This window comes from Spirochaetia bacterium (assembly GCA_022482625.1).
Classification (GTDB): domain Bacteria; phylum Spirochaetota; class Spirochaetia; order Sphaerochaetales; family Sphaerochaetaceae; genus Pleomorphochaeta.
Genome location: JAKVOU010000001.1, coordinates 1,855,751 through 1,882,438, shown reverse-complemented (window position 1 = coordinate 1,882,438; position 26,688 = coordinate 1,855,751). Strand labels below are relative to the sequence as shown.

The following is a 26,688-nucleotide window of genomic DNA, read 5'->3' as shown; positions in this document are numbered from 1 at the left end:
TGGATCGATACAGGTTTCGATATGGTGGAGCCGATAGTGCTCCACCAAATTATATTGAGGGATGTTGTTCATGAGTCAGTACAAGTTAGAAATGACTGATATTGAAAAATCATTTCCAGGTGTAAAAGCCTTGGAAAAGATTAATTTTGCTGTAAGGGCTGGGACAGTCCATGTACTCTGCGGTGAGAATGGAGCAGGGAAATCCACCCTGATGAAGATTCTGAACGGCATCTATGCTCCTGATGCCGGAAAAATTTTCATCGATGGAAAAGAAGTCCATATAAAGGATCCGATCAAAGCAAGGTCCTTGGGAATTTCAATGATTTTCCAGGAACTGAACTTTATTCCGGAATTGACTGTTGAGGAGAGTCTTTTTCTTGGAAAATGGCCGAAAGATAGGTTCGGACGTATAGACTGGAAAGAAATACGCAGGCAGACACTTGCACTTTTGGCTTCAGAAGGTTTGTCTTACCGTGCAGACCAGCCGTTGAAGGAACTGTCAATTTCTGATATCCAGATGCTGGAGATTCTGAAAGCCATTTCCAATAAATCACAGATCATCATCATGGATGAGCCGACTTCTGCAATTTCCAATAAGGAAGTTGATAACCTGTTTGACAAGATTCTTGAATTGAAAGCCCGTGGTACGAGTATTATCTATATTTCTCATAAGATGGAAGAAATTTTCCAGATTGCTGATGAAATAACGATTCTGAGAGACGGAGCTGTTGTCGCCACAAGATCAAAAAAGGATTTTGATATCGATACGGTCATATCGCTGATGGTCGGACGTAAAATAGACAAAACCTATCCTAAGGAATCTATTCCCTTAGGAAAGACAAAGCTTGAAGTGAAGGGACTTTCGTCTGTCCATGTATTTCATGATGTGTCTTTCCATATATCTGCAGGGGAAATTGTAGGATTTGCCGGGTTGATGGGGGCAGGAAGAACCGAAGTGGCAAGAGCTATTTTTGGTTTGGATCCCTATTCTGGGGGAGAAATAGAAATTGACGGCACACATACCAAGCTTAGGAACGTAAAGGACTGTATTGCCCATAAGGTTGTCATGCTTTCGGAAGATAGGAGGCGTTATGGGATTATTCCTGTTCGCAGTGTCAAGGAAAATACTACGTTGGCAAGCCTGAAAAAGATATTCTATAAGGGCTATCTTCATACAAATGAGGAAGAGGAAGCTGTATCCAAGGTGTGTTCCGATATGAATGTAAAGACTCCGTCACTTGATACCCCGATTGAAGCTTTGAGCGGTGGTAATCAGCAGAAGGTCGTCCTTGCAAAGTGGATGTTGAGTGATCCTGATGTACTGATTTTGGATGAACCGACCAGAGGTATAGATGTAGGGGCCAAGTATGAAATTTATAAACTGATGATGTATTTGGCAGAGAAAGGTAAAGCTTTGCTGATGATTTCTTCGGAGCTACCGGAGTTGATAGGAATGTGTGATCGGATTTATGTAATGGCGAACGGGACGATTACAGGGGAACTGAAACATGATGAATTTTCCCAGGAAACCATCATGAGATTAGCTACGGGTATGGGCCGTTGAGGAAGGGAAGACTATGAACAATAAAAACGAGGAGAGGGGCTTTACGTCCTTTTGGTCTATTATTACAAGAAAATACAGTATTTTTTTCGTTCTTGTCATTTTATTTATCGTATTTTCTTTTTTGAATAGTAATTTCTTTTCTGTCAGGAACTTGTCGAATGTTTCTCGGCAAATTTCAGTAACAACCATCTTGGCATTCGGTGAAACCATACTGATTATCTGCGGTATGCTTGATCTTTCTGCTGGTTCTGTCGTTGCTTTTGCTGGTGTTCTTTCTGTGGCGGCTTATAAGGTGACTGGGATGATGGGAGTCGCATTTCTTGTTGCCATAGGTGTAGGCATTGCCTGCAATGCCCTGAACGGATGGATGATTACGAAATTCAGTGCTCCGCCTTTCATTGCTACATTGGCAATGCAGGCAATGGCAAGAGGTGGTGCTCTTTTGTTTACGAATGGACAGAATATCTATCAGATCGGAAAATATACGGAGGTAGGACAAGGATCTGTCGGATTCATTCCGACTCCGCTTATTTTTCTGGTAATTTGCCTTGTAGCGACATGGTATATTTTGCGGAATACTGCCTTTGGTAGATCTCTGTATGCGATAGGTGGCAATGAAGAGGCAGCTGTAGCTTCCGGCATAAATGTCAAGCGCAATAAGATGATTGCATTCCTGATAAACGGTTTGTTCGTAGGTGTTGCTGGTGTCCTTTTTATGTCCCGTGTCAATGCCGGTCTGCCGAACGGAGCAATAAATTATGAATTTACAGCTTTGACTTCATCAATTATCGGCGGTACAAGTTTCTCCGGTGGTATCGGAACAGCGGGAGGTACAGTCGTCGGTGCTTTCATTGTCGGTTTCCTGAACAATATCATGAATCTTCAGAACGTCAATTCTTATTTACAGCAGGTGGTAAGGGGTGCTATCATTGCTTTGGCAGTCATTTATGACATCTGGACGAAAAACAGAAGAACCAGCAGACACCTTGGAAGGATTGAGGATCAGAAGAAATAACAAGGTGTGTTATTTTTTTATTTGCATGGTAATGGGATTGTCAACCCAGGAGGAGAGTTGATGGAAGAAAAACATGTGACACTGAAGGATATAGCAACTGCGGCGGGAGTGTCGATTTCGACAGTATCACATGTCATCAACAATACCCGGTATGTCAAGCAGGAAACCCGCAAGCTGGTCGAAGATACCATGCAGGGACTATCTTTTGAAAGGCCCAAGCCCAATTCAAAGAAGCTGAAGTATATCGGTCTTATCGTGGCTGATATAACGGAAGATTATTCCATTGCTGTCATCAAGGCAATTGAAAACCATTGCAAGGCACTCAATGCCTCCGTAGTTGTCAATGATTCTGAAGATGACCCGGAGATTGAGGAGCAGAATGTCGTAAAGATGCTCAGCAATGAGCGAATCAGCGGCATCATTATCTCTCCTGTTGATTCTACCCGTTGTCCGAAGCTTCTTGCCAGTAGCCATATACCTGTCGTTTGCTTTGACCGCAAGTATGACCGTCTCAACAAGATATTCTTTGGGATAAACAATTTGGGAACCGGAGTCTTTGCTACCAGATACCTGATGTCTCATGGATGCAGAAGAATTGGATTCATCGGATATCCTTCCCAGATTTATAGTGTCCATCAAAGGGAACTTGGCTATAAGCTTGAAGTGCAGGAAAAATTCCCTCAGGGACATCCGCTCATAAAGCAGATTGAATATTTCCAGACTGATGCGGTGGAACAGGTCATGGCATTCCTGGAGAAAGAAAAGATAGACGGGATAATCTGTGCCACATCAGGGGTCTGCCATCTGGCTGTGGAAGGCATAGCCCGGCTGGGGCTTTCCATTCCTGAAGATATGAAGGTAGTGACGTACGATGACAACAGATGGCTTGATTTCCTTAAGTATCCTATTTCTGTGATAACACAGCCGACACAAGAAATTGCCAGGGCTGCTGTTGAACAGGTAGTCAATATGATCGAAGGTGGTGATGAACTCAGCAGTGAAACTTCTGAGGTATATTTCGAGACGGGGTTCATCGACCGGTTGAAGACAAAGGAAAATTAGGAGGTAGAGATGGCAATTACAGTGGGAATAGATTGTGGAACCCAGAGCACAAAAGTGCTCTGTTATGATTCAGAAGAAAAGAAAGTCGTGGCAACGGCTTCCTCTTCCCATCAGCTGATCAGCAGGGAAGACGGCAGCAGGGAACAGGAGGCCTCATGGTTTTCCGATGCAATCGTCGATTGCTTTTCACAATTGCCTTCCGAAGTCAGAAAGCAGATAAGGGGTATCGGAGTCTCTGGGCAACAGCATGGCTTTGTTGCGTTGGATGCAGCTGGAAAACCTTTGGTGCCCGTGAAGTTGTGGTGCGATACTTCTACGGCCGGACAGTGCGTTGAACTTACGGAGAAACTTGGAGGCAAGGAACGTGTATTTGCCTTGCTCGGCAACCAGATATTGCCTGGGTATACGGCAAGCAAGATACTGGCCTTGAAGGAACATGACAAAAAAACTTATGCAAAGCTTCGACATATACTGCTCCCACATGATTTCATCAACTATTTTCTGACAGGAGAGTTCGTTATGGAGCAAGGGGATGCCAGCGGGACGGCACTCTTTGATGTGAGGAACCGTAAATGGTCAAAACCTGTCCTTGCAGCTATTGATGCTGAGCGTGATCTGAGTGAATGCCTGCCTCGTGTAATTGCCTGTACGGAAGAAGCTGGACGTGTAACGGAAAAGACAGCTGCATTGCTTGGTATTCCTGCTGGTATTCTAGTTTCCTGTGGCGGCGGTGACAATATGATGGGGGCGATAGGGTGCGGCTGTACTGAAGAGGGATCCTTGGTAATGAGCATGGGTACCAGTGGTACTCTGTTCGGTTACAGTGATACTTGCATTACAGATGAGAAAGGCCGGCTTGCGGCATTTATCTCAAGCAGCGGTGGATACTTGCCTTTGCTTTGTACGATGAATTGTACGGTGGTCAGTGAACAGGTACGAAAGCTTTTTGGATCCGATGTGGTGTCCTTTGACAAACTGGCCTCAGAAGCTCCTGCAGGATGCAATGGCGTGGTATTCCTGCCATATTTCAATGGGGAACGAACGCCTAACTATCCTCATGGTGAAGGTGTGCTTGCCGGACTCAAGATGGGGAATACTTCCCGGGAAAATATTGCAAGGGCAGCTCTGGAAAGTGCTGTATACAGCATGAAAGTCGGTCTGGAAGCTTTTGTTGAAAAAGGGTTTCAGCCAAAGAGTCTTCTTTTGATCGGCGGAGGTTCGAACAGCAAGGTATGGGCTCAGATGGTCAGTGATATTTTTGGATTGCCCGTATCAATTCCTGCAGTCAAGGAGACTGCTGCTTTCGGCGGTGCCTTGCAGGTACTGGCACTTATCGATGGACATACCATAGCGGAAACAACAAGGGCACATGTCAAGTTATTGTCTGGCAGGCATTATGAACCTGACAGGGCACTTGAAGCTGCTTATAGCCGGGCTTATGCAAAATATCGCAGTTATGATGGAGCTCTTTCCGGAATCTTCTCGCACGTATAGCCTTTCCTTGAAGGAAAGATCCTGTGTTTTTTGAACAATGGTTATAAAAGAAAGGACCTGATGCCGGCGATGGCATCAGGTTCCTTTCTTTTAGCATCCTGTAAAATGACTACTGTGGATAGGTCAACTCGATATTGCCTGTATCGGCAGTGCATGAGAACTGAACTCCTGTTGCCTTTGTCGTATACTGATAAGGAGATTTTGCATCCTTACCGTTTATCTTGATTGAACCGATACCTGTCTTTGCCTGAATCTGCTGGGGAGGCATCGACGTGTAAGCAGAAATATCTCCGGTAGTTGTGTGAAGATTGACTTGCAAGGCTTTCGTAATCTGGTCAAGGTCAATATTTCCGGAAACTGTCTTTGCAGACAATTGATTTACAGCAACTTTTTGAGATTCGATATCGCCATGGACAGTTTCTATCACAACATCTTTTGCATCAAGTGTCGGCACCCTGATGTTGCCATTGACAGCGGAGATCGTGATATGGTCTTTGACTTTCAGGTCTTCTGTGCTGATGTTCCCGTTGGTAGCCTTCAGACTGATGGTATCTGCATTCAAAGCTGCAAAGAAACTGATATTTCCTGACAGGCTTTGGATGCTGAGGTCCGTGAATGAAGTCGGAACCGTAAGGTTGATAACAGGCGTCTTTTTGCTAAGGAAAGCTGCAGTCCATGTCTTGTCATTCAATTTGATTTCGAGCTTGTCTCCTGTCTGCTGCACGACAAGATCGTCTGCTCCTGGGCCAGAGCTTTCCACTGTTATTGACTTTGCATGTGTATCCGGCCATATGTTGATATCAGCTGCAGAAGAGGAAACGACAATGTGCGTAGCTTCAAGGCCTTCGACTTTCTTGCTGTCATTTCCAAGGTGATGCTGGTAAGCAATCAGGAGCATAACCAGGATAAGGACCGAAAGCATGAAGATCTTGTTCGATTTTGTATCCCGGATCATGTGTTGTCCTCATGGAATCTCATATCCCAATCCCGTTCCTTGTCAAACATCTGACTTTCCATGTCTTCGACTTTTCTCTTCAGGTCATTATATTCTTTTTTCAGATCTTCAGTTGACCGGGTATCTTCCTCTTCTTCCTCGTCGCTTTCTTCCTCATAGTAGGGATTTGATGTATAGGAAGAATGCGTTGACTCGTAGGAATCATGGTGGTGATGGTGATGCCGACGGGTATACCTTGTCTGATAAGCCTCTCCTTCCATTGGAATGAGCAAGGAAAGAGCCAGATAAATAAGTGCACCAGGGAAAAACCCTGTGCAGACGACAATGATGAATACGATCAGCTCAAACTTTCTGGCATCCAGCTGTGCCCAATGGGCAATACCTGAACATACCCCGAAGATTCTGCCGTCATCAGTTCTCCTGATATCCCTTATGTCCCTCTTGTATCTCATACTGCTTCTCATCCTTGTACTAATCATTGGTTGTAGTTCCCTGTTTGTTTTTATGTGCTTGCTCCTGCAGGATAGTATCCAAATTAGCTACTCTACCCTGCAGGTTCTTGATTCCATTTTTCAAGTCTGCCCTGTCCTTGAAATCTTTTTGTCGTTCAAAATCTTTCAAATCTGCATCTTTATGCTTTGAGCCTTTTTTCCTGAAATTACTATAGGTCCCTGGCGGATAACCATGTTCCATTTCTTCCATCCTGAGGGCTGCGTTGATCTTGTCCCGTTCCCTGCTTCTTTTTGCACTGATAATTGAAGAAATAGTTAACCAACCAAAAACTATGGCTACGATGGCTATTGCGGTATTCATCCGTGGAGTTCCTCCTTGTCCTTCAGCTTGTCTTTCAGACTGTTGAGCTCCTTTTCAATGTCATCCATGCCTTCAAGGTCTGAAAATTTCTTTTCTAAATCTTCGCCTTCTGTCTTATCCAGTTCGTTTCGGGCATTCATTCTGTCAATCTTCTCTTCCATTTGGGAAAAATGTCCGAAGACTTCACTGTTTGTATGCATTGAATCCCTTGCCGCAGTCTCTTCCTCAGCTCTTCTGGTCCTGTCCTGCATTGTTTTGTATTTAAGCTTGACAGAAGCAAGTTTTTCATTGAGCTGCGAAATTTCATCTTTATTTACTTTCACATCTTCATTGAGATTGTCAAGTTCGGTCAAGGTCTTTGTCAGCTTTTCGCTTGCTTTTTTCTTTTCAAGCAGAGCTTCCTTTGCAAGATCTTCCCTTCCTTTCTGGATTGCAAGGATTGCACGATCCTGCCAACGATGCATCGTTGCTTCAAGTTCCTTTACTTGTCTTTTTGTCCTGGCCTCATTGGCCATTGTTGCAGCACAGGAAGTCTTGAGTTCAATCAGAGTATCTTCCATTTCCTGGATCATGAGCTTGATCATTTTTTCAGGGTCTTCTGCTTTGTCCAGCAGAGCGTTGACATTTGAGTTTACTATATCCATAAATCTTGAAAATATGCTCATCTGGTCTCCTTACCTGCAGAGGTATCTGCGTAAATAAAGTATGCAATGACTATGCCAACTTTATTGTCAAGATTATCTATATAGATAATTGAAAAAACCAGCAAGGGAGAGTGAAGTGAATGAATTAGGGAAGTGAATATTATATTGTGACGTAAGTTGTTGTTTTATAATGAATAATATTAAATATTCTGTCTGCATTGTTTTTTTTTTTGAGTGTTTTGGCTATCCATATTTTATTTGTTTTTTCTTTGTTCTGCTGTTTATATAGATAGTTGACGTTTGTGGTTAAAATGACCACAATATGGTAATATTTACCATGGAGTTTTGCAATGGTTGAAGACAAGAGACTGCAGATGCAACCGTTGGGCGAAAGTGAAGTTTTTCTTGATTTTCAGGAAAAATTGAGCAAAGTCGCACCGATTGAACGGAGTGTACTGATTATTGGTGAAAGAGGGACCGGCAAGGAAATTGCTGCCAACCGGCTGCATTACCTGTCTGGTAGATGGGAAGGTCCCTTGGTTGCCGTAAACTGTGCGGCTTTGCCCTCATCTTTGTTGGAAACCGAGCTGTTTGGACATGAAGCAGGAGCTTTTACCGGTGCAACAAAAGCACGGAAAGGTCGTTTCGAAGAAGCTGAGGGGGGGACCCTGTTCCTTGATGAAATAGGCCTTATTCCTTTGGAGGTGCAGGAAAAGATACTGCGAGTCGTTGAGTATGGGACTTTTGAGCGTGTGGGTTCTTCGACATCCCATCAGGTGAACGTAAGGATCGTAGGTGCAACCAATGCTGATCTGAAACAGCTGTGTAAGGAAGGTAAATTCAAGGAAGATCTCTTGGACAGGCTTTCTTTTGAGGTTCTTTTCCTGCCTCCGTTGCGAGAACGTGGTGATGACATTTTGCTTCTGGCTCATCATTTTGCTTCCCGTATGAGCTTTGAATGCGGTTTCCCTGATATTCCTGTTTTTTCTGATGAAGTTGAGCAGCAGCTTCTTGCTTATTCGTGGCCGGGAAATGTGCGGGAACTGAAAAATGTAGTTGAAAGGGCAGTCTATAAATCGGATGGAAAAGGTATAAACGAAGTTGATTTTGATCCTTTCAGAAATCCATTTCCTCTGTCGGAAGAGGAAAAGCCTGCGTCTTTGGGGCTACAGGAAGAAGAAATAAAGGAAATACCTGTATCCGGAAGCTTCCCTTGTGCCGGAAAGATTGATCTTGCCCTTTATCAGCAGAAGAGGCAGGAATTTGATGTGACCTATTTGCGGCAGGCCCTGGGGGAAGCGAATGGAAACCAGAGGGAAGCGGCCCGTTTGATGAACTTGACCTATGACCAGCTGCGGGGTATGTACCGTAAGTTCAAGGACAATTTATAGAAAGATTGTATAAAATCGAAATAAGTCCGGAGATTGTACAGGGGGGAATTAAGTGCCTGGGAAATGAAGATGTTCAGCTATTCCTTGCCTTTTGTAAGATCATGCGGGCTGTTGTTGCTACGAGTACACAGTTGACAAGCAGGACTACCATGCTGCCTTCAAGCCCTGCAAGCCCGCCTGTCAGCAATGGATTGCCTTCAAGAGTAATATTCAACAGATGGGGGTAATCTGTCGGAAGGGATATGTAGCCAAGTATGATTCCTCCTGTAGTATTCCAGATGAAATGTACGATTATGGGTACAAGTATGCTTCCTGTGTAAAGCAGGAGCAAAGACATGAAAATGGCCGTGGTCACTACATTGAGGACTGCAATGATTCCTGTTTCGAAGGCTTCTGCATGCATGATTGTAAATAAAGCTGCCGATATGATGATGGCAATGATCGTATTTGTCCTTGCCCTCAGCAGAAAAAAGATATACCCGTGTACCAAGTATTCCTGCATTGCTGCATTCAGCAGGAGGGCGATGATCCAGATGAATGGCTGATGGATTTTGTTTGAGCTTATGAAACCAAGGACTTGGGCTCCATGGAGGATAGCAACAGGGAGGGTAATCCATATGATGCCCAAAGCTATGCCAAGCAGGCTTCCTGTCATGGAAAGTGCCATGATGTTGGCATGTATTTTGATATCCTTTGTGGCTTTTCCATAGATTGCGGTCAGGATCAATGTGATTGCACAGGTAATGAATTCCTACCATAGTCTTTTCAGGGCATTGTCTGATGTGCAGAACCTAGGATCCGGCAGGTAACCTGACAGGCTGACCAATATAAGCCAAATGAAAAAAAGCTGGATATTTCCAGCAAAGATGCCGTTCGTTTTTTCATGTTGTGCTTTTCCCTTGCGTGAAAGGGAATCTTGAAAATCTCTGTAAACAAAAATGCTGATCCGGAACATATGCCGGTTCTTGCCTTGGCTTTAATATGTTCCGAATCAGTCGGGAAGTATCTGTTATTCTGTATCAAGGAAAATTGCCATCAGCAGGTATACGATGCCGACCGGTACAAAATGTGATGCAAAGAAAGCGATGATAGTCAGTACCCGTATGATACCTACGCTGATTCCGCTCCAATCCGCTATACCCTGGCATACTCCCAGTAGGATTCCATGTCGGCTACGCCTGAGTGTACCTTTGTGCCGCCTGTTGTGGTAGTCATGCCAATCATCCTCATGCCAATAGTTTCGGTCCATGTCAGTCCTGTTCCTTTTTCAGCTGCTCTTTGAGCTTTGCCAATTCTTCATCTGCTTCTTTTTCCCTTTCCATCCTTACGAATGCACTGTCAGTATCAGCTCCGCTGATATGGGCATCACTTTCCATTTGCTCAATCTTTGCTTCCAGTTCATTGAATTTTTCGGAAATTTCCCAGCTGTCGGTTTCTTTCAAGGTCTGCCTTACTGCCTGCTTTTCCTTTGCATGACGAGCTCTTGAAAGCAAGGTGTCCTGCTTCAGTGTGATTTCTTTCAGTTTTTCAGTAAGTTGGGAAATGGATTCATCCTCGCTCATGATGATTGATTCAAGGTTCTTTATGTTTTCCTTCAGTTGGGCGATGCGATGTTCGGTAGCCCTTTTCTCCATGATGGCTTCCTTGGCCAAATCATCGCGTCCCTGTTCTACGGCAAGGCGGGACCTGCTTGTCCAACGCTCGATACGTTCCTGAAGTTCTGCCATTTCCTTTTCCATGACTTTCTTCTCAGTAGACTTCTCTTTTTGGCTTTTCTTTACTTTCAGCAGGGCTTCCTCAAGGTCATGGATCATGAGCTTGATCATTTTCTCAGGATCTTCCATAGAGTCCAGGGCACTGTTGACGTTTGAGTGGATGATGTTCTTGAATCTTTTCAATGTGTTCATTTTTATTCTTCCTTTTGCCCGACGGGCTTATATTTTTTTTTGTTACGTCAATCTCTATGCATTGCCTGTGCCAAGTGTTCTCTCAAGGGTTGGTAAAACGTATGAAATAGAAAAATATTTTTAGTTCAACTACTTTATAAATAATAAATTATATTTAAATTTAAGTTTTTATTCGGAATGAAGTATTGTTATTTGGCATAGAGTGGTAATATTACTGATATACGTACCATGTGTTGGTAAAAAATACCAACTGTTTGTTTTTGCCATACTTGTGTGCAGTATGCTTTCTGTGTAGAATGCTTCTATGAGTACATTGTATATGGTAGCTACTCCGATTGGTAATCTTGATGATATTACTCTCAGAGCTTTGGAAATATTGAAGAAAGTCGATGTCATAGCCTGTGAAGATACCAGGCATACGCAAGGATTGCTTGTGCATTTTGATATTCATAAACGTCTTATCGCTTGCCATTCTTACAACGAGGCAGCTTCCAGCAATGGAATCGTTGCTTTGATGGAAAAGGGAAATGATATAGCATATGTGTCTGATGCCGGGACACCTGGGATCAGTGACCCAGGGGCAAGGGTTGCGGCTGCCGTCAGCAATGCTGGTTTTACGGTCGTTCCTGTACCTGGAGTCAGTGCTGTTGCTACCCTGGTCAGTTGTGCCGGATATGTAGGAAAATCTTTCCTTTTCGAAGGCTTTCTTTCTCCGAAGTCTGGTAGAAGGAAGAAAAGACTGGAACAATTGCTTGCTAGAAACGAAGCTTTCGTACTTTATGAATCTCCGTATAGGATGATACGGCTTCTGCGTGACCTCGTGCAGATTGATGGTAATCGGCATGTTGTCATAGGTCGGGAAATGACCAAGCTTCATGAGGAATTTATCCGTGGAACAGCAGCAAGTGTCCTCCAGGACCTTGAAGGCCGCACTGCCCTCAAAGGGGAGTTCGCGTTGCTTGTTGCTCCTGATGCTGCCGGGAAGGAAGATGAAAACGATGATAACGATAGCAAAGCTTAGGAGCCTTCGGCCACGGACCCAGATCAGAAAGATTTCCATGATTTTCCACCAGGCAGCAAAAGGTGCCTATTCCCCTGCCTACCTTTCCCAGGTGATTCCTCTGCTGATGGAAGAAAAAGCAGTTTCCGTTTTGGGGGAACATGCAGATAAGGTAGACAAACTCTGTACCTTTTTATTGATGGGACATTGGGAGGCTACCTATGAAGAAGACCTGTGCCAGCTGCTCCTGCAATGTCTTGGTGCGGAACCCTCTGATTGGGATTTTACCGATGATGCAGGCCTTTTGGATGGAGGCGTCCGCAGTATCTTGCCGCATACATTGGTACTGGACAGACTACGGTCCCCTTTCAATGTAGGATCGATTTTCCGTACTGCTGATTCCTTTGGCGTCGACCGCATACTGATGGTGGAAGGAACAGCTTCTACAAAACATCCCCGCTGCTTCCGTACAGCAAAGGGAACGATTGCTACCGTAGCACACAAAGTCTTGGAAGAAGATGAGATCTGCAACTATCTTGCTTCCTGTGGAAGGCCTGTATTTGCCTTGGAAAGCGGGGGTACTCTGTTATATGACTTTGTGTTTCCTCGCGATGGTATTGCTGTGCTTGGCAGTGAAGAATTCGGCGTCAGTCCCAGGTTGCTTGCGCTTTGTGATGCTTCTTCAGGGAGAGTGACAATTCCTTTGTCAGGTAGCAAGGGATCGATCAATGTTTCAGTTGCTGCCGGCATCATGCTGCAGGCCTGGTTTTCAGTTTCTGTTTGAGCTTCCCATCTGATATAGTTTCTTGAGTGCATCTTCCACATCTCGATTGAAGGTACCTACAGGAAAATTACCTTTCGGTCCTCTGGTACCGGCACTTCTGTTGGTCAGTATCTGCATGCCTTCATCTATGGTGGTTATAGGATAGATATGGAATTTTCCATCTTTGATTGCTTGCTGCACATGGTGTGAGAGGATCAGGTTGTCAATATTCTGCTGGGGGATGATCACCCCCTGCTTGCCGGTGAGGCCCAACCTGAAGCATGCATTGTAGAATCCCTCGATTTTTTCATTTATGCCTCCGACCGGTTGAATGCTTCCCAGTTGATTGACACTGCCTGTTACCGCAATATCCTGTCTGATCGGTATTTCTGCAATCGCAGAAAGCAATGCATAGAGTTCCGTCGAAGAAGCACTGTCTCCGTCAATTTCCGCATAGCTTTGTTCAAAGCAGATACCTGCATAGAATGAAAGAGGGAAGGTCCGTGCATAGTGCTTCCTCAGGTACCCTTCCATGATCAGGAGCCCTTTGTCATGGATTTCACCTGAGAGCCCTGCTTCATGTTCTATATTGACAATTCCCTCACTGCCGGGAGCTACAGAAGCCGTAATGACGGTAGGAGTTCCGAAGGATGCTGCTCCACGATCCATGACTGCCAGACCATTGACCACACCTACTTTGTTTCCTGATAGCGAAATGAGCATATCTCCTTGTTCTATGTCCCTGTTGATCTTGCTTTCAGTAAGCGAGGAAGCATAGTCCCTTTCATCATTGGCGCGGATGATCAGCATTTTGTCAATCTTGTCCTTGCCAAGTCGATGTGCCCACCAGTCAGCCTCCATCAGGATGTCCGTCAGCTGGGAGAATTGGGTGGTGAGTTCCCTTCTGTCTTCTGCAAACCATGCACTGTAGCGCAATAGCTGAAGTGCTCCGTCGTCAGTGAGTTCCAGCAGACCTTGCCTGGATGCAAAATTCCTCAGATACTGTACCGTAGCATTGGCATTTTCCTTCGTTGCTTCCATCGAATAGTCAAACTGTGCTGAAATCTTGAAATATTTGAGGAACTGTTCATCGTTTTCACTGAGCTTGTCATAGTCTGCTTCACTTCCTATGAGGATCAGTTTGAAAAGCAGGGGAGGTATTTCGGGACGGATGTTCTTTCCCATCGTACCTCCTTTCTGTGATGCAAGAGGATCCTTCAGTGCCTGTCTGTTTGCTTCGAGGTAACGTTTCAATGTTTCCCATAGGCTTATCTCCTGCAATACTTCTTCGGATCTGAGGACCAGAATACCTCCCATTGCTTCATGGATGGTACCAGCCTTGATCATTTGATAGGGGAGAAGTTTGCCTTTCTTGTTTTTTGCCAGGCCTCCGAACAGATTTATAAAGGACGGATGGTTCTCGACTACAAAAGGTTTCCTTGTGGTGAACTGGTGGTTGATGATCAGGTTTACTCTATACCGGTTGAGGTTCTGGTGGCTTTGGAGGTGCCTGGAAAGGTCCAGTTGGATGTTGTGCAGATGTTGGTTTACTTTTCCCTCAGGATAAGCAGTCATCAGCTTTTTGATTGCTTCGGTTCCTTGCTCTATTGCAGTTTCTTCCGTTCCTTCCTTCAACCACAGGTCAAGATGTGAGCAGAAAACTTCCATGTCCTGGAAGAACTTCATGCCGTTGCCAGGAGAAAACACCAAGACTCTCGGGCTATCAGGATTGGTAAAATTGTGTACATATGCAATATCCCTGAGTTGGGCTATGTCCTTTTCATATCTGCTGGCTATAGCCTTTATTGCAGGAAGCTTGCCGGTACCGGAATCTCCGCTGACAAAGATATTATAACCCCATCGGTTGATTCCGATGCCCATTTCCAAGGCCCTGAGGGCTCTTGGTTGGCCTATAATTGCTGACTTGTCGAGGATAGGTGAAGAGGCATCCAGCAAATCAGGTGAAAAAGAGAAGGAAGCATCAGCGGGATCCAGTTCCCGTATCTTGAAATCGTGGATTGCCATGTTTTCAATATAGAGAGGTGGAATATTCATGTCAACTCCGTTATACTTTTGTCCATGAAACAATCGAAACTGGTAGCATATCTGGATGACTATCTTTGTATAAAGGACTTCGAAGGAGTCGATATTTCCCTCAATGGTCTTCAAGTCGGAGGTGAGGAAAAGGAAATCTCCCATGTTGCCTTTGCTGTCGATGCCTGTCGTCAGTCCATTGAGCGGGCTATTGTGAGCGGTGCAGATATGTTGGTCGTCCATCATGGGCTGTTCTGGGGTAAGCCTATAGCCTTGGTCGGTTCACATGGGAAAAGGGTCAAGGCGATGCTTGATGGTAATCTTGATCTTTACGCTGCACATCTTCCCCTTGATGCCCATCCTGAAGTCGGAAACAATATCGCCATGGCCAAGGTCCTTGGACTTGAGGGGATTGAGCCTTTTTCCCTTTACAAAGGAAAAGCCATAGGTGTCGTAGGTATGCTGAAAACTCCTGATGACCTTGATGGGATTGCAGAAAAACTTGGTTTTTCTGATCCGAAAAAACTTGATTTCAACAAGGGACCGATCAGAAAGGTTGCGATTGTCAGCGGTGAGGGAGCTGATGATATCTATGAAGCAAAAGCAACTGGTTGTGACCTGTTGATTACCGGTGAATCCCGCCATAGTACCTATCATTGGTGTGAGGAAGAAGAAATATCCATGCTTTGCGGAGGACATTACGCTACTGAGGTTTTTGGAGTCAAGGAATTGGCTTTGCACCTTATGAATGAATTGCAGCTGGTTGTCAGTTTCATTGATGTACCTACCGGACTCTAGGAGCCTTGCATGAAGAATGTGAAGAAGTTTTTTCCTTTGTTGCTTTCTTTTGGTATTTTGCTGATGGATCAGCTTTCAAAGAATTGGATTGTAGCCCATATTCCCGAAGACACTGTCGGCTATTCCCTATTCGGTGATTTTCTGAGGATCGTGCATGTAACCAACAATGCCGTTGCTTTCAGCTTGGGCAGTTCGCTTTCCCAGAATATCAGGTCCGTCCTTTTTATCCTTGTTCCGATTCTTGTACTGTGTTTTATCCTGTACCTGATGTATGGCAAGGACAGTGAAGTGACGCCCTACCAAAGATGGTTGCTTGCAGCTTTCCTTGGGGGAGGTATGGGAAACTTATGGGATAGGCTCTTCAGGGGGTTCCAAGTCGTAGATTTCATGGAAAATCGGGTGTATGGCCTTTTTGGCCTGGAATTCTGGCCTGTCTGGAACCTTGCTGATGCTACCCTGGTAATAAGCGGTTGTCTCCTGTTGCTCAGCATGTTGGCAAAAAGTCTCCATAGCAGGAGCAAGAACAGTAAAAACGAGCACTGACAGACCGGTGTTTTTGTGATATCATCAGATGACGGATAAAAAAAGAAAGGGATATATGCAATGACTAAAAAGACAAATACGGTGATTTTCATCATAGTGGCGACGCTTGTCAACATGTTGCTCATGCTAGTCTTGGGCATTGGAGCTTTTATCCTTTTCATCAAGATCTTCGGAACGGATAGCAATAGGGTACTTGTTGGCATGCTTGTCGCTCTGGTCATCGGTATAGGCGGGAGCATGTTCATCTACTCGAAAGGCATCAAGTGGGTGAGTAACAAATGGCACTTGGATGAAAAACTGTCTCCTCTTTTTTCTTCAAGACACCATCATCCATCATCGGGAAGGTAGGTAAGTCATGCAGCGCACCGGTGTCGCGGCCTATGACGCGCTGAACTGGTATCCTTTCAGTGATGAACCGATAATCCATTCGTTGTGGTATATGCCGCGTCTGTGTGATCCGGCTTTTATCCTTCCTGATGTTGCCGGAGATAACCAATGGCATCTTTTTGCACATACATGGGTTGGCCTGGAACATTTCATCAGTTCCAATGGGCTTGATTGGGATCCGCAGGGAATGGTTGAACTGCGTGGCAATTCTCCGTTTCTGTTCAATAAGAGCGGTATCTGGTATTTGCTCTATGAAAAACATGATGCTACACCATCTAACTTCAACTGGAAAAAATTGAGGAGCCGCAAGGCTTGGGGCGAGCGCAACAGCAGGATTGAGATGCGCAGTACGAAAGATTTCATCGTCTTCAGTGAGCCTATTACCTTGTTAAGCAGCAAGGATGTTCCTTTTGCCAAGGATATGCTGGATGATCCGAGGCTTTCCCGTCCCCAGCTGTTCTTTGATGAACAGCATGGATTCAGCCTTTTTTTCGGGGCATCACATCTGACAATGGAAGATACCCATCAGAAAGCTTCCCTTTATTTTGCCTTGGCACGGGCTTCCAGGCTCGAAGGTCCCTATACGTTGCAGGGAAGTGGACCTTTGCTTGGACCTGACCCTGATGATCCATATAGGAATATGGCTGTCGGATCAATCAAGGTTGTCCCTTCACAGGAGGGATATGTCGGTTTCGAATGTGCATTCGGGTGGGACAAGCATCAGTCAAGGACTGTCAGCAGCCTGATTCAGATTGAATCTACTGATGGACTTTCTTGGCATCGCTCAGACAGGAAGCCTCTTTTCGTTACTCCCAAGGAAGGATGGGCCAGCCGATATATTACCGGTTGTGATGTGTGTTATAAACCTGACGATTATTGTCATTACTGTTACTATTCAGCTGATGCTTTAATAAAAAAAGGCCCTTTTACTGTCGTAAGGGAATCCATAGGGCTGTTATTGGGTAAGGATCCTCAGCCTCGGCAAGTATTTCCGCCAAGTACTACTTGATGATAGTGATATCACCATGCAAGCCATCTTTTTGCTTCTGTTCCTTCAGATGTTGCTTTTTGTCTCTTTCCATTTGTTTTTTTGTGGTAAGGACAATAGTTCCTACACTTCTGCCGTAGACGAACTGCTGTATTGCACATTCTGTTTCTTCATTTCCTTTTGCTTCTGGTATGGTAATGAATCCGTGTAGTGAACCTTTGACTTCAAGATACTGCACAGGAGTATCTGCACTTGCCAGGGCATCGGCATAGAGCATACCGTCATCATGCAATGGATCAATCTCTGCTCCTATGATGAGAGCTTGAGGAAGCCTTGATTGGTCTTTTGCAAGCAATGGGGAAAATGCCGCATTCATTATATCCTTGGGCTCGACCATGTAGTTGCTTATATAGAAACTTACTTCCTTGGAAGTAAGGGTCGGGGTTGTTGCATATTTTTCATAACTGGCGGTCCTCATCCTGCCATCTGTTATCGGATAGAGCAGAATCTGTCCTGCAATATGAGGGCCTTTCTTATCCCTTGCTTTCCTGCAGACTGCTGCGGCAAGGTTACCTCCTGCACAATCACCCATTACGAATATCCTGTCAGGATCGGTTCGCCAATACTTGGCACCTTTTGCAGCCCAAAGCAGGCTGCTGTAGCAGTCATCAAGAGGAATAGGGAATTTATATTTCGGTGCCAGACGATAATCGACGGAAAGTATCCTTGCTCCTGTGGCATTGACGATTCTGGCACAGACATAGGCATATAGTTCCATGTTGCCCCAGATCCAGCCACCTCCGTGATAGAAGATGATGAGTGGAGAAAGACCGTCTGATTCAGCAGTACTTTCCTTTTCAAAGAGATATCCTGTGATAGCAGCTCCGTCAACCGGTATGATGAAGGTTTTCTTGCTGACGTGTCCTGTATGTTTTGACAAGGTATGCCGCAAACACCGTCTGTTGGGAAGTGCTGCATCATTCAATACATCCAAAGCCTTCTGGTCAAGTTTTGACAAATCGGTACCGGTCGGTACCTTTCTGATCATTTCTATGAGCCGTTTCTGGCTATTTGGAAGCTTAATCTCATCCATAATATCTCCATGATAGCTGACAAAGGACTGCAAAGCAAGCATAATTCCCTACTACTTTTCGATATGATGTTGTAAATAAACATTATTTGTTTTCTTTGTTGTTCTTTCCTGACCATCAGAGGAAAAAGGAGAAAAACAAATATTGTTTTTTTATGGAAAACAATTCCTTGCTATATCGTATATGTGAAAAATTATCCATGGAATTGCTTTGATTTCAAGAAATCTGCAGGTTATTCCTTGCCTGAGTATCTATGGTCAACTATACTTGCTGATATGGAAAGAGTTGAATTGCTTGAGAAAAAAGATATCTGTTTTGTTGATTCCAGATATATCAAGGCTGGCCGTGACGAATATTGGTTCCGTAACCTCCAGGTAAAGGCAAATGAACAAGAATGGCGTCATCTGAGAGCAGATGAAATTGTTGATTTGGTCAAGAATGGAAATGTAAGTTCAGATTGGTCCAGAATCCTTGTCAAGGATCCGTTTGATACCTCATTGATAAACCAATCTCGTTTCATTGGTCTTGTCCGTATCGGTAAGATTGATGACCGGCTTTTGAAATATCATGATTTCATTGTGCCTCAGGGAATTGAAGACAGCATGATAATTTCCTGTGATATCGGGGACAACTGTGCCTGTACATCATTGTTCTTATCTGAGTCATTATATTCTTCAGGATAAGGGTTATCCTGCATCAGGTCGATGAGATGCAGACCACGGACCATGCCAAATTCGGAGTGGGTGTAGTCAAGGAAGGCGAGAATGAGAGTGTACGGGTAACTGTCGATATCATGAATGAAGCCGGAAACAGGAAGATTCTTCCTTTTGTTTCCATGACTTGCGCTGATGCCTGGCTGTGGGGTAGCTACAGGACCGATACAAAGCTTATGGAACATTTTACGCAATTTACTGAGGCTACCATCGGAACTGAACGTGGCTGGTATGGCATCGTAGGTAGTGAGACGGTTATCAAAAGCTGCAGGACGATCAAGGATGTGATGTTCGGTCCTTGCTGTTATGCAAAGGGCGCAAACAAACTGAAGAACCTGACCGTCAGCTCTTCAAGGCAAATGCCTTCCCAGATCGGAGAAGGCGTAGAGTTGGTAAACGGTATCATCGGTGGTGGATGCCATATCTTCTATGGTTGCAAGGCCGTACGGTTCGTGATGATGGACAATACTAACCTGAAATATGGTGCACGTCTGATCAATTCGGTTCTTGGCGACAATTCCACGGTCAGTTGCTGTGAAGTACTCAATAACTTGGTCTTTCCCGGACATGAGCAGCACCATAACAATTCATTTCTCATTGCCAGCAATATCCAAGGACTTTCCAATATGGCTGCGGGGTCAAACATCGGCAGTAACCATAACAGCAGGGGTGCGGATGGCGAGCTGGTTGCGGAACGAGGTTTCTGGCCTGCTTTATCCAGCACGTTGAAGCATAATTGTTTCTTTGCCAGTTATACACTTATTGCAAAGGGCAATTATCCTTCGGAATTGCATATCATGCTGCCTTTCTGCCTGCTGAGTAGCAACGATGCAGACCATAGGTTGCTGATGCCTGCATATTGGTGGATGTATAATCTCTATGCATTGGAAAGGAACAGCTACAAGATCAGGAAACGTGACCGTAGGGTAGTCAAACGTCAGGAAGTCATTGCGGATTATCTTGCTCCTGATACAGCAAATGAAATCCTTAAGGCAGAAAAACTGCTTTGCAGATGGACTGCCCAAGCTTGGTTGAGACAACAGGATGATTGCAGTGTGAAATCTGGTGAAGAACTTTTACTGCTAGGCAGACAGTTGCTTGAGGGTGAAGAATCGAAAGTAGATAGCCTTGTAGTCATCGGTGAAAACATTGAAAATTCCAAGGATCCTGTTGAAATATTGAAAGTATACGGAGCATATAAGGCTTATGGGGAAATGCTTCTTTACTATGCTGTCAAAACCATTGCTCACTGGTGCCTTACCCATGGGATATCTGTCAGTGAGTTTGAGAACAGGATGCAGGGTGATATTGATCCTTGGCTTAATCTTGGTGGCCAATTGGTTCCCGAGTCCAAAGTAAATCGGCTGAGAGAAAAGGTGAACACTGGAGTTGTCTGCAGTTGGGATGATATGCATGCCGCTTATGCAACGTGGTTTGCCGAGTATGAAGATGACAAGGTATCAAATGCCCTCGGTATACTGAAGGCTATCAAAGGAACTGATTTCATTGATGCATCTTGCTGGGATGAAGTACGAGGACAGACTCGGATAATCCGTTCCTATATTGAGAAACAGGTATATGTGACGAAGAGCAAGGATTACAAGAATCCCTTCCGGTCAATTACCTTCAGGAATGATGAAGAAAGGGATATTGTACTTGGCAAGGTTGATGAAAATCCTTTCATCGAAGAAAGTGCCAGGATAACACAGGAACTGAACGAGGAATTGGATGCTGTCCGTTTTTCCTGATTATTGATGTAACTATAGGAAAAAGCAGGAGTTCCCGAAAGGAACTCCTGCAGGTTCGTTATGGTTTGTCAGCGATTGTCCAGTGCAACAAATATAACCAACTTGAAACATAGCAAAGCCTACTTTCTCTTCAAGAAGAAAAGTAGCTGATGCCTAATCTATTCGCTCAGTGTTCCCTTGCTGCCAAGGCTTATGATCTTTGGATTCTGACCATTTGAATCGGTGTAGGTAAAACTTACAGGAGTTGCATTCAGCGGCACTTCATAGATGACTGTGTATTCGAGTTGCTGTTTTGTTACAGAATCTGTGTACCAACCTAATGAAGAATGCTCTCTGACTGCACTGAGTCTTTCGTTTGTCCCCTTTACGGACGTACCGTCTTTCAAATTCAAGGTCGGGATACTATAATCCGCTGTTGAAATAGGAAGATTGGCATTGACGGTTGTTTTCATGTCAAGGAGATAGAACTCTCCTGTAGAATAGGTCCCCCTATAAAATGCGCTGTGGGATGGCAGATAATTTCCCATGGCTGCAAGTGTAATGCTACTCCATGATTTGCCTAAGTAGTCGACTTTCGAGGGATCCTTTACTGTAAAACCAGTCGGCTTGTCATAGGTTTTCTGGGTGAAGACCTTGTAGGTGTTGTTATCTGTATTCAGGATAACGACGGTGCCATCCTCTGTCGTTGCAATCTTGGAAGCAGCGAACATAGGAGCCATAATCAGACTTGCTGCAAATACTGCAAGTGTCAGTTTTCTCAGTGTGCTCATGTTTCTTTTCAGGCAGAAGACTCCATTCTATATATGATGGGGTCGCTGTCTTCCTCCTATGGTTTGGCATTATGGAATTCTGCGAATTCCGTTTTTCATACTGATGATCCTGTTGTCTTTCCGTTGAAATACAACGGGATAATGCACGTTCCCAGGACCTTGGAAATCCTGGAAACGGAGCTTGGATCTGTTCTTTAAGACACCTACAATATATACAGCGCTTTTTCAATCAGATAAAGCAGTTTGCGGAATTCTACATATTTCTACATCAATGTGTCGGAATGTTGTCGATACTCCCTTGATTTTTCTTGTAACTGAAGCTTTTTATGAAAAAATGGTAGCGGGAGACCTTTTATCTGAATTTTTCCTATGGATTTTCTTTGCATTTTTTACGTAAACAACAACGCCATTGTCCCTTTGGGCAACTTTTTTGATTTCAACAGTATCCAATGAAGCAAGAAATGCGGTCATCTTTGAAAAACCATAGTTCCTGACATCAAAGTCAGGGTAACGCTTTACCAAGATGGAGCCGAGTTGGGCAGCATTTAGCCAGCCGTCGTCATCTGAACTTTCATTGATGATGGTCCTGATGGCGGCAATTATAGGCTTTTGCTCTGTTGAAATGGCAGAAGCCTGCATGTCTTTTTGTCCCTTTGTCTCGTTGCTGGTAACATCGGAAGCGTCACTTTGCTTGATTCTTTCATTTTGCTTGTCTTCTTCCTGAGCTGTTTTCCAAAGCATGTCGAGGTATTTGAATTGGTTGCAAGCAGCAATGAAAGGTTTCGGTGTCTTCCTTTCTCCCATTCCCAAGACAGCCATTCCCGCTTCTCTGAGCCGTGCGGCAAGCCTGGTAAAATCGCTGTCACTGGAAACGAGACAGAAACCATCTACTTTCCCTGAGTAAAGGATATCCATGGCATCTATAATCATGGCGCTGTCAGTCGAATTCTTGCCTTGTGTATAGCTATATTGTTGAACAGGAATGACGGAATACTCAAGCAAGGCTTTTTTCCATTGTCCTGAGTTCGGACTGGTCCAGTCTCCATAAATCCTTTTGTAGGTTGCAATTCCTTCCTTGCTTATTTCATCAAGGATGATGGTTATGTATTTTGAGGCAATATTGTCGGAATCAATAAGTACTGCGAATCTTTTATCTGTTTTCAACTGTCTGTCTGATACCCTGCGGAGTCCGTGAAGGCATCATAATCCTCCTTGGATCAAATTCAACGGATATAGGTACTGTTCATTTGCTTTTACAGCAACATGTAAACAACTGTGCCAGCCAGATGAAAAAGCTGTCATCGTAAAATAAAGGAAAAACTTTATGCCTTATCATCTATATCCTTGATAAGTCAATTATCATATCTCAGGCTTACCTCGTCAAGTAAACTGGGATGAGAAATCAACGGCAGATAGTAAATAGAGGTAAGATTCAACTCTTTGCTGTAGATTTTTCACTTTCCTTTCTGGCCTTCAGTCCATCTAGGAAAATACTCATGCACTCAACAGCTTGATCAATGTAATTGTGTTTGAAAAAGGGCAGATGATGGTCATCTATCTGAGGGGCAATGCTTTTGGGTTGTTCCAATATAGTCAAGAAACCAATACTGAGAGCTGAAATAGCCTGAAATATACCAAACATATCATCCATTGTGACAAGCGGAAAATTTTCCGTAAAGGCTTTTGCCGTCCGGTTTACATAGGTCTGTACAGACTCCCTTTGGGTTATCAGTTCCTGTGGGTCCACATTATGTTCCAATACAGTGGTACGTAAAGGATCCAACTTCGCCAATACCGGTCGCGTTCTGAAGGCATCTTCCATTTCTGTCAGAATGACTTTCTTGAACATGGGGAAATCTGTAATCTTGATTAGTTTCAGCATATTATAATAGTCATTCTGGCGTTTTATATGTTCCTGGACCAATACATGGAGGAACAGGGCTTCCTTTGTCTTGAAATATACAAAGAGCGTCCCGTTGGATACTCCTGCCTCGTTCGTGACATCCAAAGTTGTAAGCTCGTAGTAGCTTTTTGTCTTTAATAATTTTGCAGCAGCATTCGTAAGCAACTGTGCTTTTTCTGCTTTTTCTTCGTCGTTTCTTGCTCTTGTTCTGATCATGTTTTGCTGTCTTCCTTCGTTTTCCGTATGAATAGTAGTCATAGATGAAAATGCATCAGGACGTACATATCGCATTAAAATGGTTCAAGCCAATGAATTCAATATAATCAAAAAAAATGATTGATGCAACAACTTGCTTGTAAACTTAGTAAAAAGCTATAATAAAGTTAACAACTATATATATGTATAATATTATTGGGTTGCGACATCTGTAAATTTGGCAGAGAATATAGTAAAACGTACTACAGCTTGTCTAAATAAGCTATTTGTAAAAATGGATACGTTTTTTAAAATAGGTTTATATGACAACTAATAAATGTGCAAACACTCTTGTAAGTAGAAAAAAATCCTCTCTCTGGAAAAAATCCCAAAGAGAGGAAAATCTCTCCCAGATTATGTCATTTTGATTATTTTCCAATAGTAATGGCAGCTACGGCAGAATCACTATGTCCTAATGCTGTAGCCATTGCTCTGATGGTGGTTGAGCCACTGACCATGATGTCTGTCATTGGATCATATTCCTTTGAATGTCTATTCGGTGCAGATCCATCGGTCGTGTAGTAGATGGTTGCGTCATCAGCCGTTGTTGCCATGCTGATCAGATGTTCTGAACCGTCTCCTACCGGTACTGCAATAATAACAGGAGCTGTTGTTTTGACAAGCAATGACAATGGATTGCTTGTAGCCGGCAACACCGTAGGGATCAAAAACAGTAAGAGGCCTGCAGCCAGTAGCATCAACTTGTGTATTTTTGTAATAGGTTTAAACATATCTTTTATCTTTTCTCGCTTTCGTTACAATCTTTTTTCATTTATAAAAATAGAAATGAATACTGCAATAGACAAGAAAAGTCAACCTTACTTTGTATAAAAAATGAGAAATCTATATTATTCTGTAATTTATTGTCCTGAAAATGATAAAGAATGAAATGTGAAAATGAATACCTCTAAGCATATGGATGGCTTGCAGTGCGGGCGGGCTTTATTCAGATGACAGATTTCCTGTCTGATCCAAGAAGCAATATGAATGTGAGAGAAACGATTTCGGTTAACCTTTCAGCTATGATGTTTCGGTTTTCTTTCGATGCAGATCAATTTTTCTATATCCTGTATTCCACGGTGTAAAGCTTTCTTTTTTGAAAAAGGCATAACAGGGTATTGTGTGCTTCATGCTATAGTGTGATCCCTATCCCTACTGATTGCCGAAAGGGAACTCGAGCACTCTGTCTGCTTTATGTTTATTTTTAGAGAAGGAATCTAATTATACTAGCTGTTTCATAGCTCGCTTTGAAATATAAACATGTCTTTATCAACGAAGGGAGCCTGGGATACTATCCTTGGCTCCCTGCATGGGGACTGGTTTTTCTTGCCATGCTTTTTGTTGCTGTTTTGATGGAGATGAAGGGACTCGAACCCTCTACCTACAGATTGCGAACCTGTCGCTCTACCAGGTGAGCTACATCCCCGTTGAATCATTGCAGGATAGTTTGTAATTGTATTTCAATTTTCATTTATACAAATCTATCAACGAGAAGAAACCATAGTCAAAAAGGTCGGAAAAGTCAACAGCAGAGTTCTTTCGTATCCCCCCTGTCTGCAAGCTTTACCTTGATGCCTGGGGAGGCTGTAACCGATTATACAAGTCAATCATTGACCAACCTGTATCTTTGATGAAATTAAATCCAGATACCGAAATCCTTATACTTGAAAACTCCGCTGCCATGGTGCAGTTTGCCTTCCGTCTGCAGTTGTCTGAATGCGTCCCTCATCCTAAGAAGGATTTCAGGATGGATATCCAGGCTATGGTGTGCAGGAAAGACTCTTTTGACAGGGAGTGCTGCAATCCGCTCAATTGACTTCAGATATGCCTGGGGATCGGTTGAAGGATAATAGGCAAATAAAGTATCTTTGTAAACCAAATCTCCGGTAAAAAGATATCCACGTTTCCTTTCATAAAAGCACATATGCCCAGGAGAATGTCCAGGCGTATGCAATACCTGTACGCTACGGCCTCCGATATCTATGATATCATTGTCCTTCAGTACCCTTGTTGGCCTGCCTTGGAAAAATTCATAGCTGTTGATATCGTATCCTTCAGGGAGGTTGCAGCGGTCAATTACCATACCTTTGATTTGCTCCATGGTCAGTGGAAATTCTCCTGCTAGCCAATTCAATTCGTCTTCATGGGCATAGAAATCGGGAAAGTATTTATGACCGCCGATATGGTCCCAATGGATATGTGTTGCCACAGCAGTGATCGGCTTCTCCGTGAGCTTGATTACCTCATCATGGATATTGCATATGCCCAGTCCTGTGTCAAGCAGGAGAGCTCTTTCTTTTCCAATAAGCAGATAGCAATGTGTTTCTTCCCAATGACGGTATTCACTGATGATATGGGTATCATCATCTATATGGTCTATTGTAAACCAATCGCTCATTTTTCCTTCCTCTTTAGATTTGTCACAGGCCTGCTGTTTACTTAAGTTACCTTGCTTATATCATGACGGAATTATTTTATCAAGATTATATAAATGTATACTAATTTATAATAATAGATGTATATGCATATGTTTGTCTGAGGATGTACCCATGATAATTTCAGTTTTCCATGAGACTTGCCGTGGAAAAAACAAAAAGAAAACCATTGTTTGAGTAAATGTGTTAATTACTTTTTATGTAAATAAATGTTTTTATCTCTTGATGCGGAAAATTATTCAAAAATGTAGTTGAGGTGTTCTTCTTTGAAGCCATAGACTAAGGCCTTATATGTTGGGAAAACATGATAAAAGAAGATAATTGGCCTATGCTTTTTGTTTTTCTGAGTAGGGGAATAATGTAATGGAAATTGCTGTACAAGTTGTCTTGAGAAACTACAAAGAACATTGCCCGT

General features: G+C 43.6%; 25 protein-coding genes, 1 tRNA gene and 1 pseudogene. 12 read left to right on the top strand and 15 right to left on the bottom strand.

Features of this window, described 5'->3' with window-relative positions:
* Window positions 1-70: 70 nt before the first annotated feature.
* Genes LKE40_08565 through xylB form a run of 4 tightly spaced genes read left to right on the top strand, consistent with a single transcriptional unit; the run spans window position 71 to window position 5,135 of the window.
* Window positions 71-1,564: a sugar ABC transporter ATP-binding protein gene (locus LKE40_08565; GenBank protein MCH3917500.1), complete on the top strand. Its 1,494-nt coding sequence runs from the start codon at window positions 71-73 to the stop codon at window positions 1,562-1,564.
* 13 nt (window positions 1,565-1,577) lie between these two features.
* Window positions 1,578-2,579 (top strand): ABC transporter permease, encoded by a 1,002-nt coding sequence (locus LKE40_08560; GenBank protein MCH3917499.1) that lies wholly within the window; start codon window positions 1,578-1,580, stop codon window positions 2,577-2,579.
* A gap of 60 nt (window positions 2,580-2,639) precedes the next feature.
* Window positions 2,640-3,641 (top strand): LacI family transcriptional regulator, encoded by a 1,002-nt coding sequence (locus LKE40_08555; protein MCH3917498.1) that lies wholly within the window; start codon window positions 2,640-2,642, stop codon window positions 3,639-3,641.
* Window positions 3,642-3,650: 9 nt separating this feature from the next.
* The gene (xylB, locus tag LKE40_08550) at window positions 3,651-5,135 is read left to right on the top strand and encodes a xylulokinase (protein MCH3917497.1); all 1,485 of its coding nucleotides are present in this window, start codon (window positions 3,651-3,653) and stop codon (window positions 5,133-5,135) included.
* A gap of 109 nt (window positions 5,136-5,244) precedes the next feature.
* Here the strand turns inward: xylB and LKE40_08545 are convergent, their stop codons facing one another.
* The 4 genes from LKE40_08545 to LKE40_08530 are packed head-to-tail and all read right to left on the bottom strand — an operon-like array spanning window position 5,245 to window position 7,568.
* Window positions 5,245-6,090: a DUF4097 domain-containing protein gene (locus LKE40_08545; GenBank protein MCH3917496.1), complete on the bottom strand. Its 846-nt coding sequence runs from the start codon at window positions 6,088-6,090 to the stop codon at window positions 5,245-5,247.
* The gene (locus LKE40_08540) at window positions 6,087-6,542 is read right to left on the bottom strand and encodes a PspC domain-containing protein (GenBank protein ID MCH3917495.1); all 456 of its coding nucleotides are present in this window, start codon (window positions 6,540-6,542) and stop codon (window positions 6,087-6,089) included. The genes LKE40_08545 and LKE40_08540 overlap by 4 nt, the downstream gene beginning before the upstream one ends.
* Before the next feature lie 19 nt (window positions 6,543-6,561).
* Complete coding sequence (locus LKE40_08535; GenBank protein MCH3917494.1) at window positions 6,562-6,903, bottom strand: hypothetical protein; 342 nt, start codon at window positions 6,901-6,903, stop codon at window positions 6,562-6,564.
* Window positions 6,900-7,568: a PspA/IM30 family protein gene (locus tag LKE40_08530; GenBank protein ID MCH3917493.1), complete on the bottom strand. Its 669-nt coding sequence runs from the start codon at window positions 7,566-7,568 to the stop codon at window positions 6,900-6,902. Before LKE40_08530 ends, LKE40_08535 begins: the two co-directional genes overlap by 4 nt.
* Before the next feature lie 329 nt (window positions 7,569-7,897).
* On the opposite strand from LKE40_08530, the gene pspF reads away from it, so the two are divergent.
* Window positions 7,898-8,938, top strand: coding sequence for a phage shock protein operon transcriptional activator (gene pspF / locus LKE40_08525; GenBank protein MCH3917492.1), 1,041 nt, complete (start codon window positions 7,898-7,900; stop codon window positions 8,936-8,938).
* A gap of 73 nt (window positions 8,939-9,011) precedes the next feature.
* Here pspF and LKE40_08520 read toward each other — a convergent pair whose 3' ends face one another.
* The 3 genes from LKE40_08520 to LKE40_08510 all read right to left on the bottom strand — a co-directional run bounded on the left by LKE40_08520 (window position 9,012) and on the right by LKE40_08510 (window position 10,845).
* Window positions 9,012-9,665 carry a CPBP family intramembrane metalloprotease gene (locus LKE40_08520; protein MCH3917491.1) on the bottom strand — a complete coding sequence of 218 codons (654 nt, stop codon included), beginning with the start codon at window positions 9,663-9,665 and terminating at the stop codon, window positions 9,012-9,014.
* Between the two features lie 282 nt (window positions 9,666-9,947).
* The gene (locus tag LKE40_08515) at window positions 9,948-10,187 is read right to left on the bottom strand and encodes a PspC domain-containing protein (GenBank protein MCH3917490.1); all 240 of its coding nucleotides are present in this window, start codon (window positions 10,185-10,187) and stop codon (window positions 9,948-9,950) included.
* Window position 10,188: 1 nt separating this feature from the next.
* Window positions 10,189-10,845: a PspA/IM30 family protein gene (locus LKE40_08510; GenBank protein MCH3917489.1), complete on the bottom strand. Its 657-nt coding sequence runs from the start codon at window positions 10,843-10,845 to the stop codon at window positions 10,189-10,191.
* 304 nt (window positions 10,846-11,149) lie between these two features.
* Between LKE40_08510 and rsmI the strand changes: the two genes are divergently transcribed.
* Both rsmI and LKE40_08500 read left to right on the top strand, forming a co-directional pair.
* Complete coding sequence (gene rsmI / locus LKE40_08505; protein MCH3917488.1) at window positions 11,150-11,866, top strand: 16S rRNA (cytidine(1402)-2'-O)-methyltransferase; 717 nt, start codon at window positions 11,150-11,152, stop codon at window positions 11,864-11,866.
* A complete protein-coding gene (locus tag LKE40_08500) occupies window positions 11,835-12,629 on the top strand; it encodes a TrmH family RNA methyltransferase (protein ID MCH3917487.1) in 795 nt (264 codons plus the stop codon). The genes rsmI and LKE40_08500 overlap by 32 nt, the downstream gene beginning before the upstream one ends.
* Here LKE40_08500 and LKE40_08495 read toward each other — a convergent pair.
* Window positions 12,615-14,663, bottom strand: a complete 2,049-nt coding sequence (locus tag LKE40_08495) for an AAA family ATPase (GenBank protein MCH3917486.1) — start codon at window positions 14,661-14,663, stop codon at window positions 12,615-12,617. The two genes, LKE40_08500 and LKE40_08495, sit on opposite strands and share 15 nt — an antisense overlap.
* Window positions 14,664-14,687: 24 nt before the next feature.
* On the opposite strand from LKE40_08495, the gene LKE40_08490 reads away from it, so the two are divergent.
* From LKE40_08490 to LKE40_08475, 4 genes are read left to right on the top strand one after another with little or no spacing between them, the layout of a single operon-like run.
* Window positions 14,688-15,440 carry a Nif3-like dinuclear metal center hexameric protein gene (locus LKE40_08490; GenBank protein ID MCH3917485.1) on the top strand — a complete coding sequence of 251 codons (753 nt, stop codon included), beginning with the start codon at window positions 14,688-14,690 and terminating at the stop codon, window positions 15,438-15,440.
* 9 nt (window positions 15,441-15,449) lie between these two features.
* A complete protein-coding gene (gene lspA / locus LKE40_08485; GenBank protein ID MCH3917484.1) occupies window positions 15,450-15,983 on the top strand; it encodes a signal peptidase II in 534 nt (177 codons plus the stop codon).
* Window positions 15,984-16,043: 60 nt separating this feature from the next.
* The gene (locus tag LKE40_08480; protein ID MCH3917483.1) at window positions 16,044-16,331 is read left to right on the top strand and encodes a leader peptide processing enzyme; all 288 of its coding nucleotides are present in this window, start codon (window positions 16,044-16,046) and stop codon (window positions 16,329-16,331) included.
* A 7-nt stretch (window positions 16,332-16,338) separates the two neighbouring features.
* On the top strand, window positions 16,339-17,379 hold the full coding sequence (locus LKE40_08475; protein MCH3917482.1) for a hypothetical protein: 1,041 nt from the start codon (window positions 16,339-16,341) through the stop codon (window positions 17,377-17,379).
* Here the strand turns inward: LKE40_08475 and LKE40_08470 are convergent.
* Window positions 17,372-18,451: an alpha/beta hydrolase gene (locus LKE40_08470; GenBank protein MCH3917481.1), complete on the bottom strand. Its 1,080-nt coding sequence runs from the start codon at window positions 18,449-18,451 to the stop codon at window positions 17,372-17,374. The two genes, LKE40_08475 and LKE40_08470, sit on opposite strands and share 8 nt — an antisense overlap.
* Window positions 18,452-18,724: 273 nt before the next feature.
* Here LKE40_08470 and LKE40_08465 point away from each other — a divergent pair.
* A pseudogene (locus LKE40_08465) lies at window positions 18,725-20,910 on the top strand (DUF4954 family protein).
* Between the two features lie 158 nt (window positions 20,911-21,068).
* Here the strand turns inward: LKE40_08465 and LKE40_08460 are convergent.
* From LKE40_08460 to LKE40_08435, 6 genes are all read right to left on the bottom strand, one after another.
* The gene (locus LKE40_08460; GenBank protein MCH3917480.1) at window positions 21,069-21,680 is read right to left on the bottom strand and encodes a hypothetical protein; all 612 of its coding nucleotides are present in this window, start codon (window positions 21,678-21,680) and stop codon (window positions 21,069-21,071) included.
* A 324-nt stretch (window positions 21,681-22,004) separates the two neighbouring features.
* On the bottom strand, window positions 22,005-22,844 hold the full coding sequence (locus tag LKE40_08455) for an NYN domain-containing protein (protein MCH3917479.1): 840 nt from the start codon (window positions 22,842-22,844) through the stop codon (window positions 22,005-22,007).
* 268 nt (window positions 22,845-23,112) lie between these two features.
* Window positions 23,113-23,799 carry a TetR/AcrR family transcriptional regulator gene (locus LKE40_08450; GenBank protein MCH3917478.1) on the bottom strand — a complete coding sequence of 229 codons (687 nt, stop codon included), beginning with the start codon at window positions 23,797-23,799 and terminating at the stop codon, window positions 23,113-23,115.
* Window positions 23,800-24,206: 407 nt separating this feature from the next.
* Complete coding sequence (locus tag LKE40_08445) at window positions 24,207-24,491, bottom strand: chitobiase/beta-hexosaminidase C-terminal domain-containing protein (GenBank protein MCH3917477.1); 285 nt, start codon at window positions 24,489-24,491, stop codon at window positions 24,207-24,209.
* Window positions 24,492-25,191: 700 nt separating this feature from the next.
* A tRNA-Ala gene (locus LKE40_08440) sits at window positions 25,192-25,264 on the bottom strand.
* A 210-nt stretch (window positions 25,265-25,474) separates the two neighbouring features.
* On the bottom strand, window positions 25,475-26,236 hold the full coding sequence (locus LKE40_08435; GenBank protein ID MCH3917476.1) for an MBL fold metallo-hydrolase: 762 nt from the start codon (window positions 26,234-26,236) through the stop codon (window positions 25,475-25,477).
* Between the last annotated feature and the right edge of the window lie 452 nt (window positions 26,237-26,688).

Excerpts from the sequence above, each read along its gene's own strand:
- LKE40_08555 (MCH3917498.1), top strand. The coding sequence starts at position 2,640 with ATGGAAGAAAAACATGTGACACTGAAGGATATAGCAACTGCGGCGGGA.
- LKE40_08500 (MCH3917487.1), top strand. The coding sequence starts at position 11,835 with ATGAAAACGATGATAACGATAGCAAAGCTTAGGAGCCTTCGGCCACGG.
- LKE40_08510 (MCH3917489.1), bottom strand. The coding sequence starts at position 10,845 with ATGAACACATTGAAAAGATTCAAGAACATCATCCACTCAAACGTCAAC.
- pspF (MCH3917492.1), top strand. The coding sequence starts at position 7,898 with ATGGTTGAAGACAAGAGACTGCAGATGCAACCGTTGGGCGAAAGTGAA.
- LKE40_08560 (MCH3917499.1), top strand. The coding sequence starts at position 1,578 with ATGAACAATAAAAACGAGGAGAGGGGCTTTACGTCCTTTTGGTCTATT.
- LKE40_08470 (MCH3917481.1), bottom strand. The coding sequence starts at position 18,451 with ATGGATGAGATTAAGCTTCCAAATAGCCAGAAACGGCTCATAGAAATG.
- LKE40_08460 (MCH3917480.1), bottom strand. The coding sequence starts at position 21,680 with ATGAGCACACTGAGAAAACTGACACTTGCAGTATTTGCAGCAAGTCTG.
- LKE40_08565 (MCH3917500.1), top strand. The coding sequence starts at position 71 with ATGAGTCAGTACAAGTTAGAAATGACTGATATTGAAAAATCATTTCCA.
- xylB (MCH3917497.1), top strand. The coding sequence starts at position 3,651 with ATGGCAATTACAGTGGGAATAGATTGTGGAACCCAGAGCACAAAAGTG.
- rsmI (MCH3917488.1), top strand. The coding sequence starts at position 11,150 with ATGAGTACATTGTATATGGTAGCTACTCCGATTGGTAATCTTGATGAT.
- LKE40_08495 (MCH3917486.1), bottom strand. The coding sequence starts at position 14,663 with ATGAATATTCCACCTCTCTATATTGAAAACATGGCAATCCACGATTTC.
- lspA (MCH3917484.1), top strand. The coding sequence starts at position 15,450 with ATGAAGAATGTGAAGAAGTTTTTTCCTTTGTTGCTTTCTTTTGGTATT.
- LKE40_08545 (MCH3917496.1), bottom strand. The coding sequence starts at position 6,090 with ATGATCCGGGATACAAAATCGAACAAGATCTTCATGCTTTCGGTCCTT.
- LKE40_08540 (MCH3917495.1), bottom strand. The coding sequence starts at position 6,542 with ATGAGATACAAGAGGGACATAAGGGATATCAGGAGAACTGATGACGGC.
- LKE40_08450 (MCH3917478.1), bottom strand. The coding sequence starts at position 23,799 with ATGATCAGAACAAGAGCAAGAAACGACGAAGAAAAAGCAGAAAAAGCA.
- LKE40_08475 (MCH3917482.1), top strand. The coding sequence starts at position 16,339 with ATGCAGCGCACCGGTGTCGCGGCCTATGACGCGCTGAACTGGTATCCT.
- LKE40_08490 (MCH3917485.1), top strand. The coding sequence starts at position 14,688 with ATGAAACAATCGAAACTGGTAGCATATCTGGATGACTATCTTTGTATA.
- LKE40_08535 (MCH3917494.1), bottom strand. The coding sequence starts at position 6,903 with ATGAATACCGCAATAGCCATCGTAGCCATAGTTTTTGGTTGGTTAACT.
- LKE40_08480 (MCH3917483.1), top strand. The coding sequence starts at position 16,044 with ATGACTAAAAAGACAAATACGGTGATTTTCATCATAGTGGCGACGCTT.
- LKE40_08530 (MCH3917493.1), bottom strand. The coding sequence starts at position 7,568 with ATGAGCATATTTTCAAGATTTATGGATATAGTAAACTCAAATGTCAAC.
- LKE40_08435 (MCH3917476.1), bottom strand. The coding sequence starts at position 26,236 with ATGAGCGATTGGTTTACAATAGACCATATAGATGATGATACCCATATC.
- LKE40_08515 (MCH3917490.1), bottom strand. The coding sequence starts at position 10,187 with ATGGACCGAAACTATTGGCATGAGGATGATTGGCATGACTACCACAAC.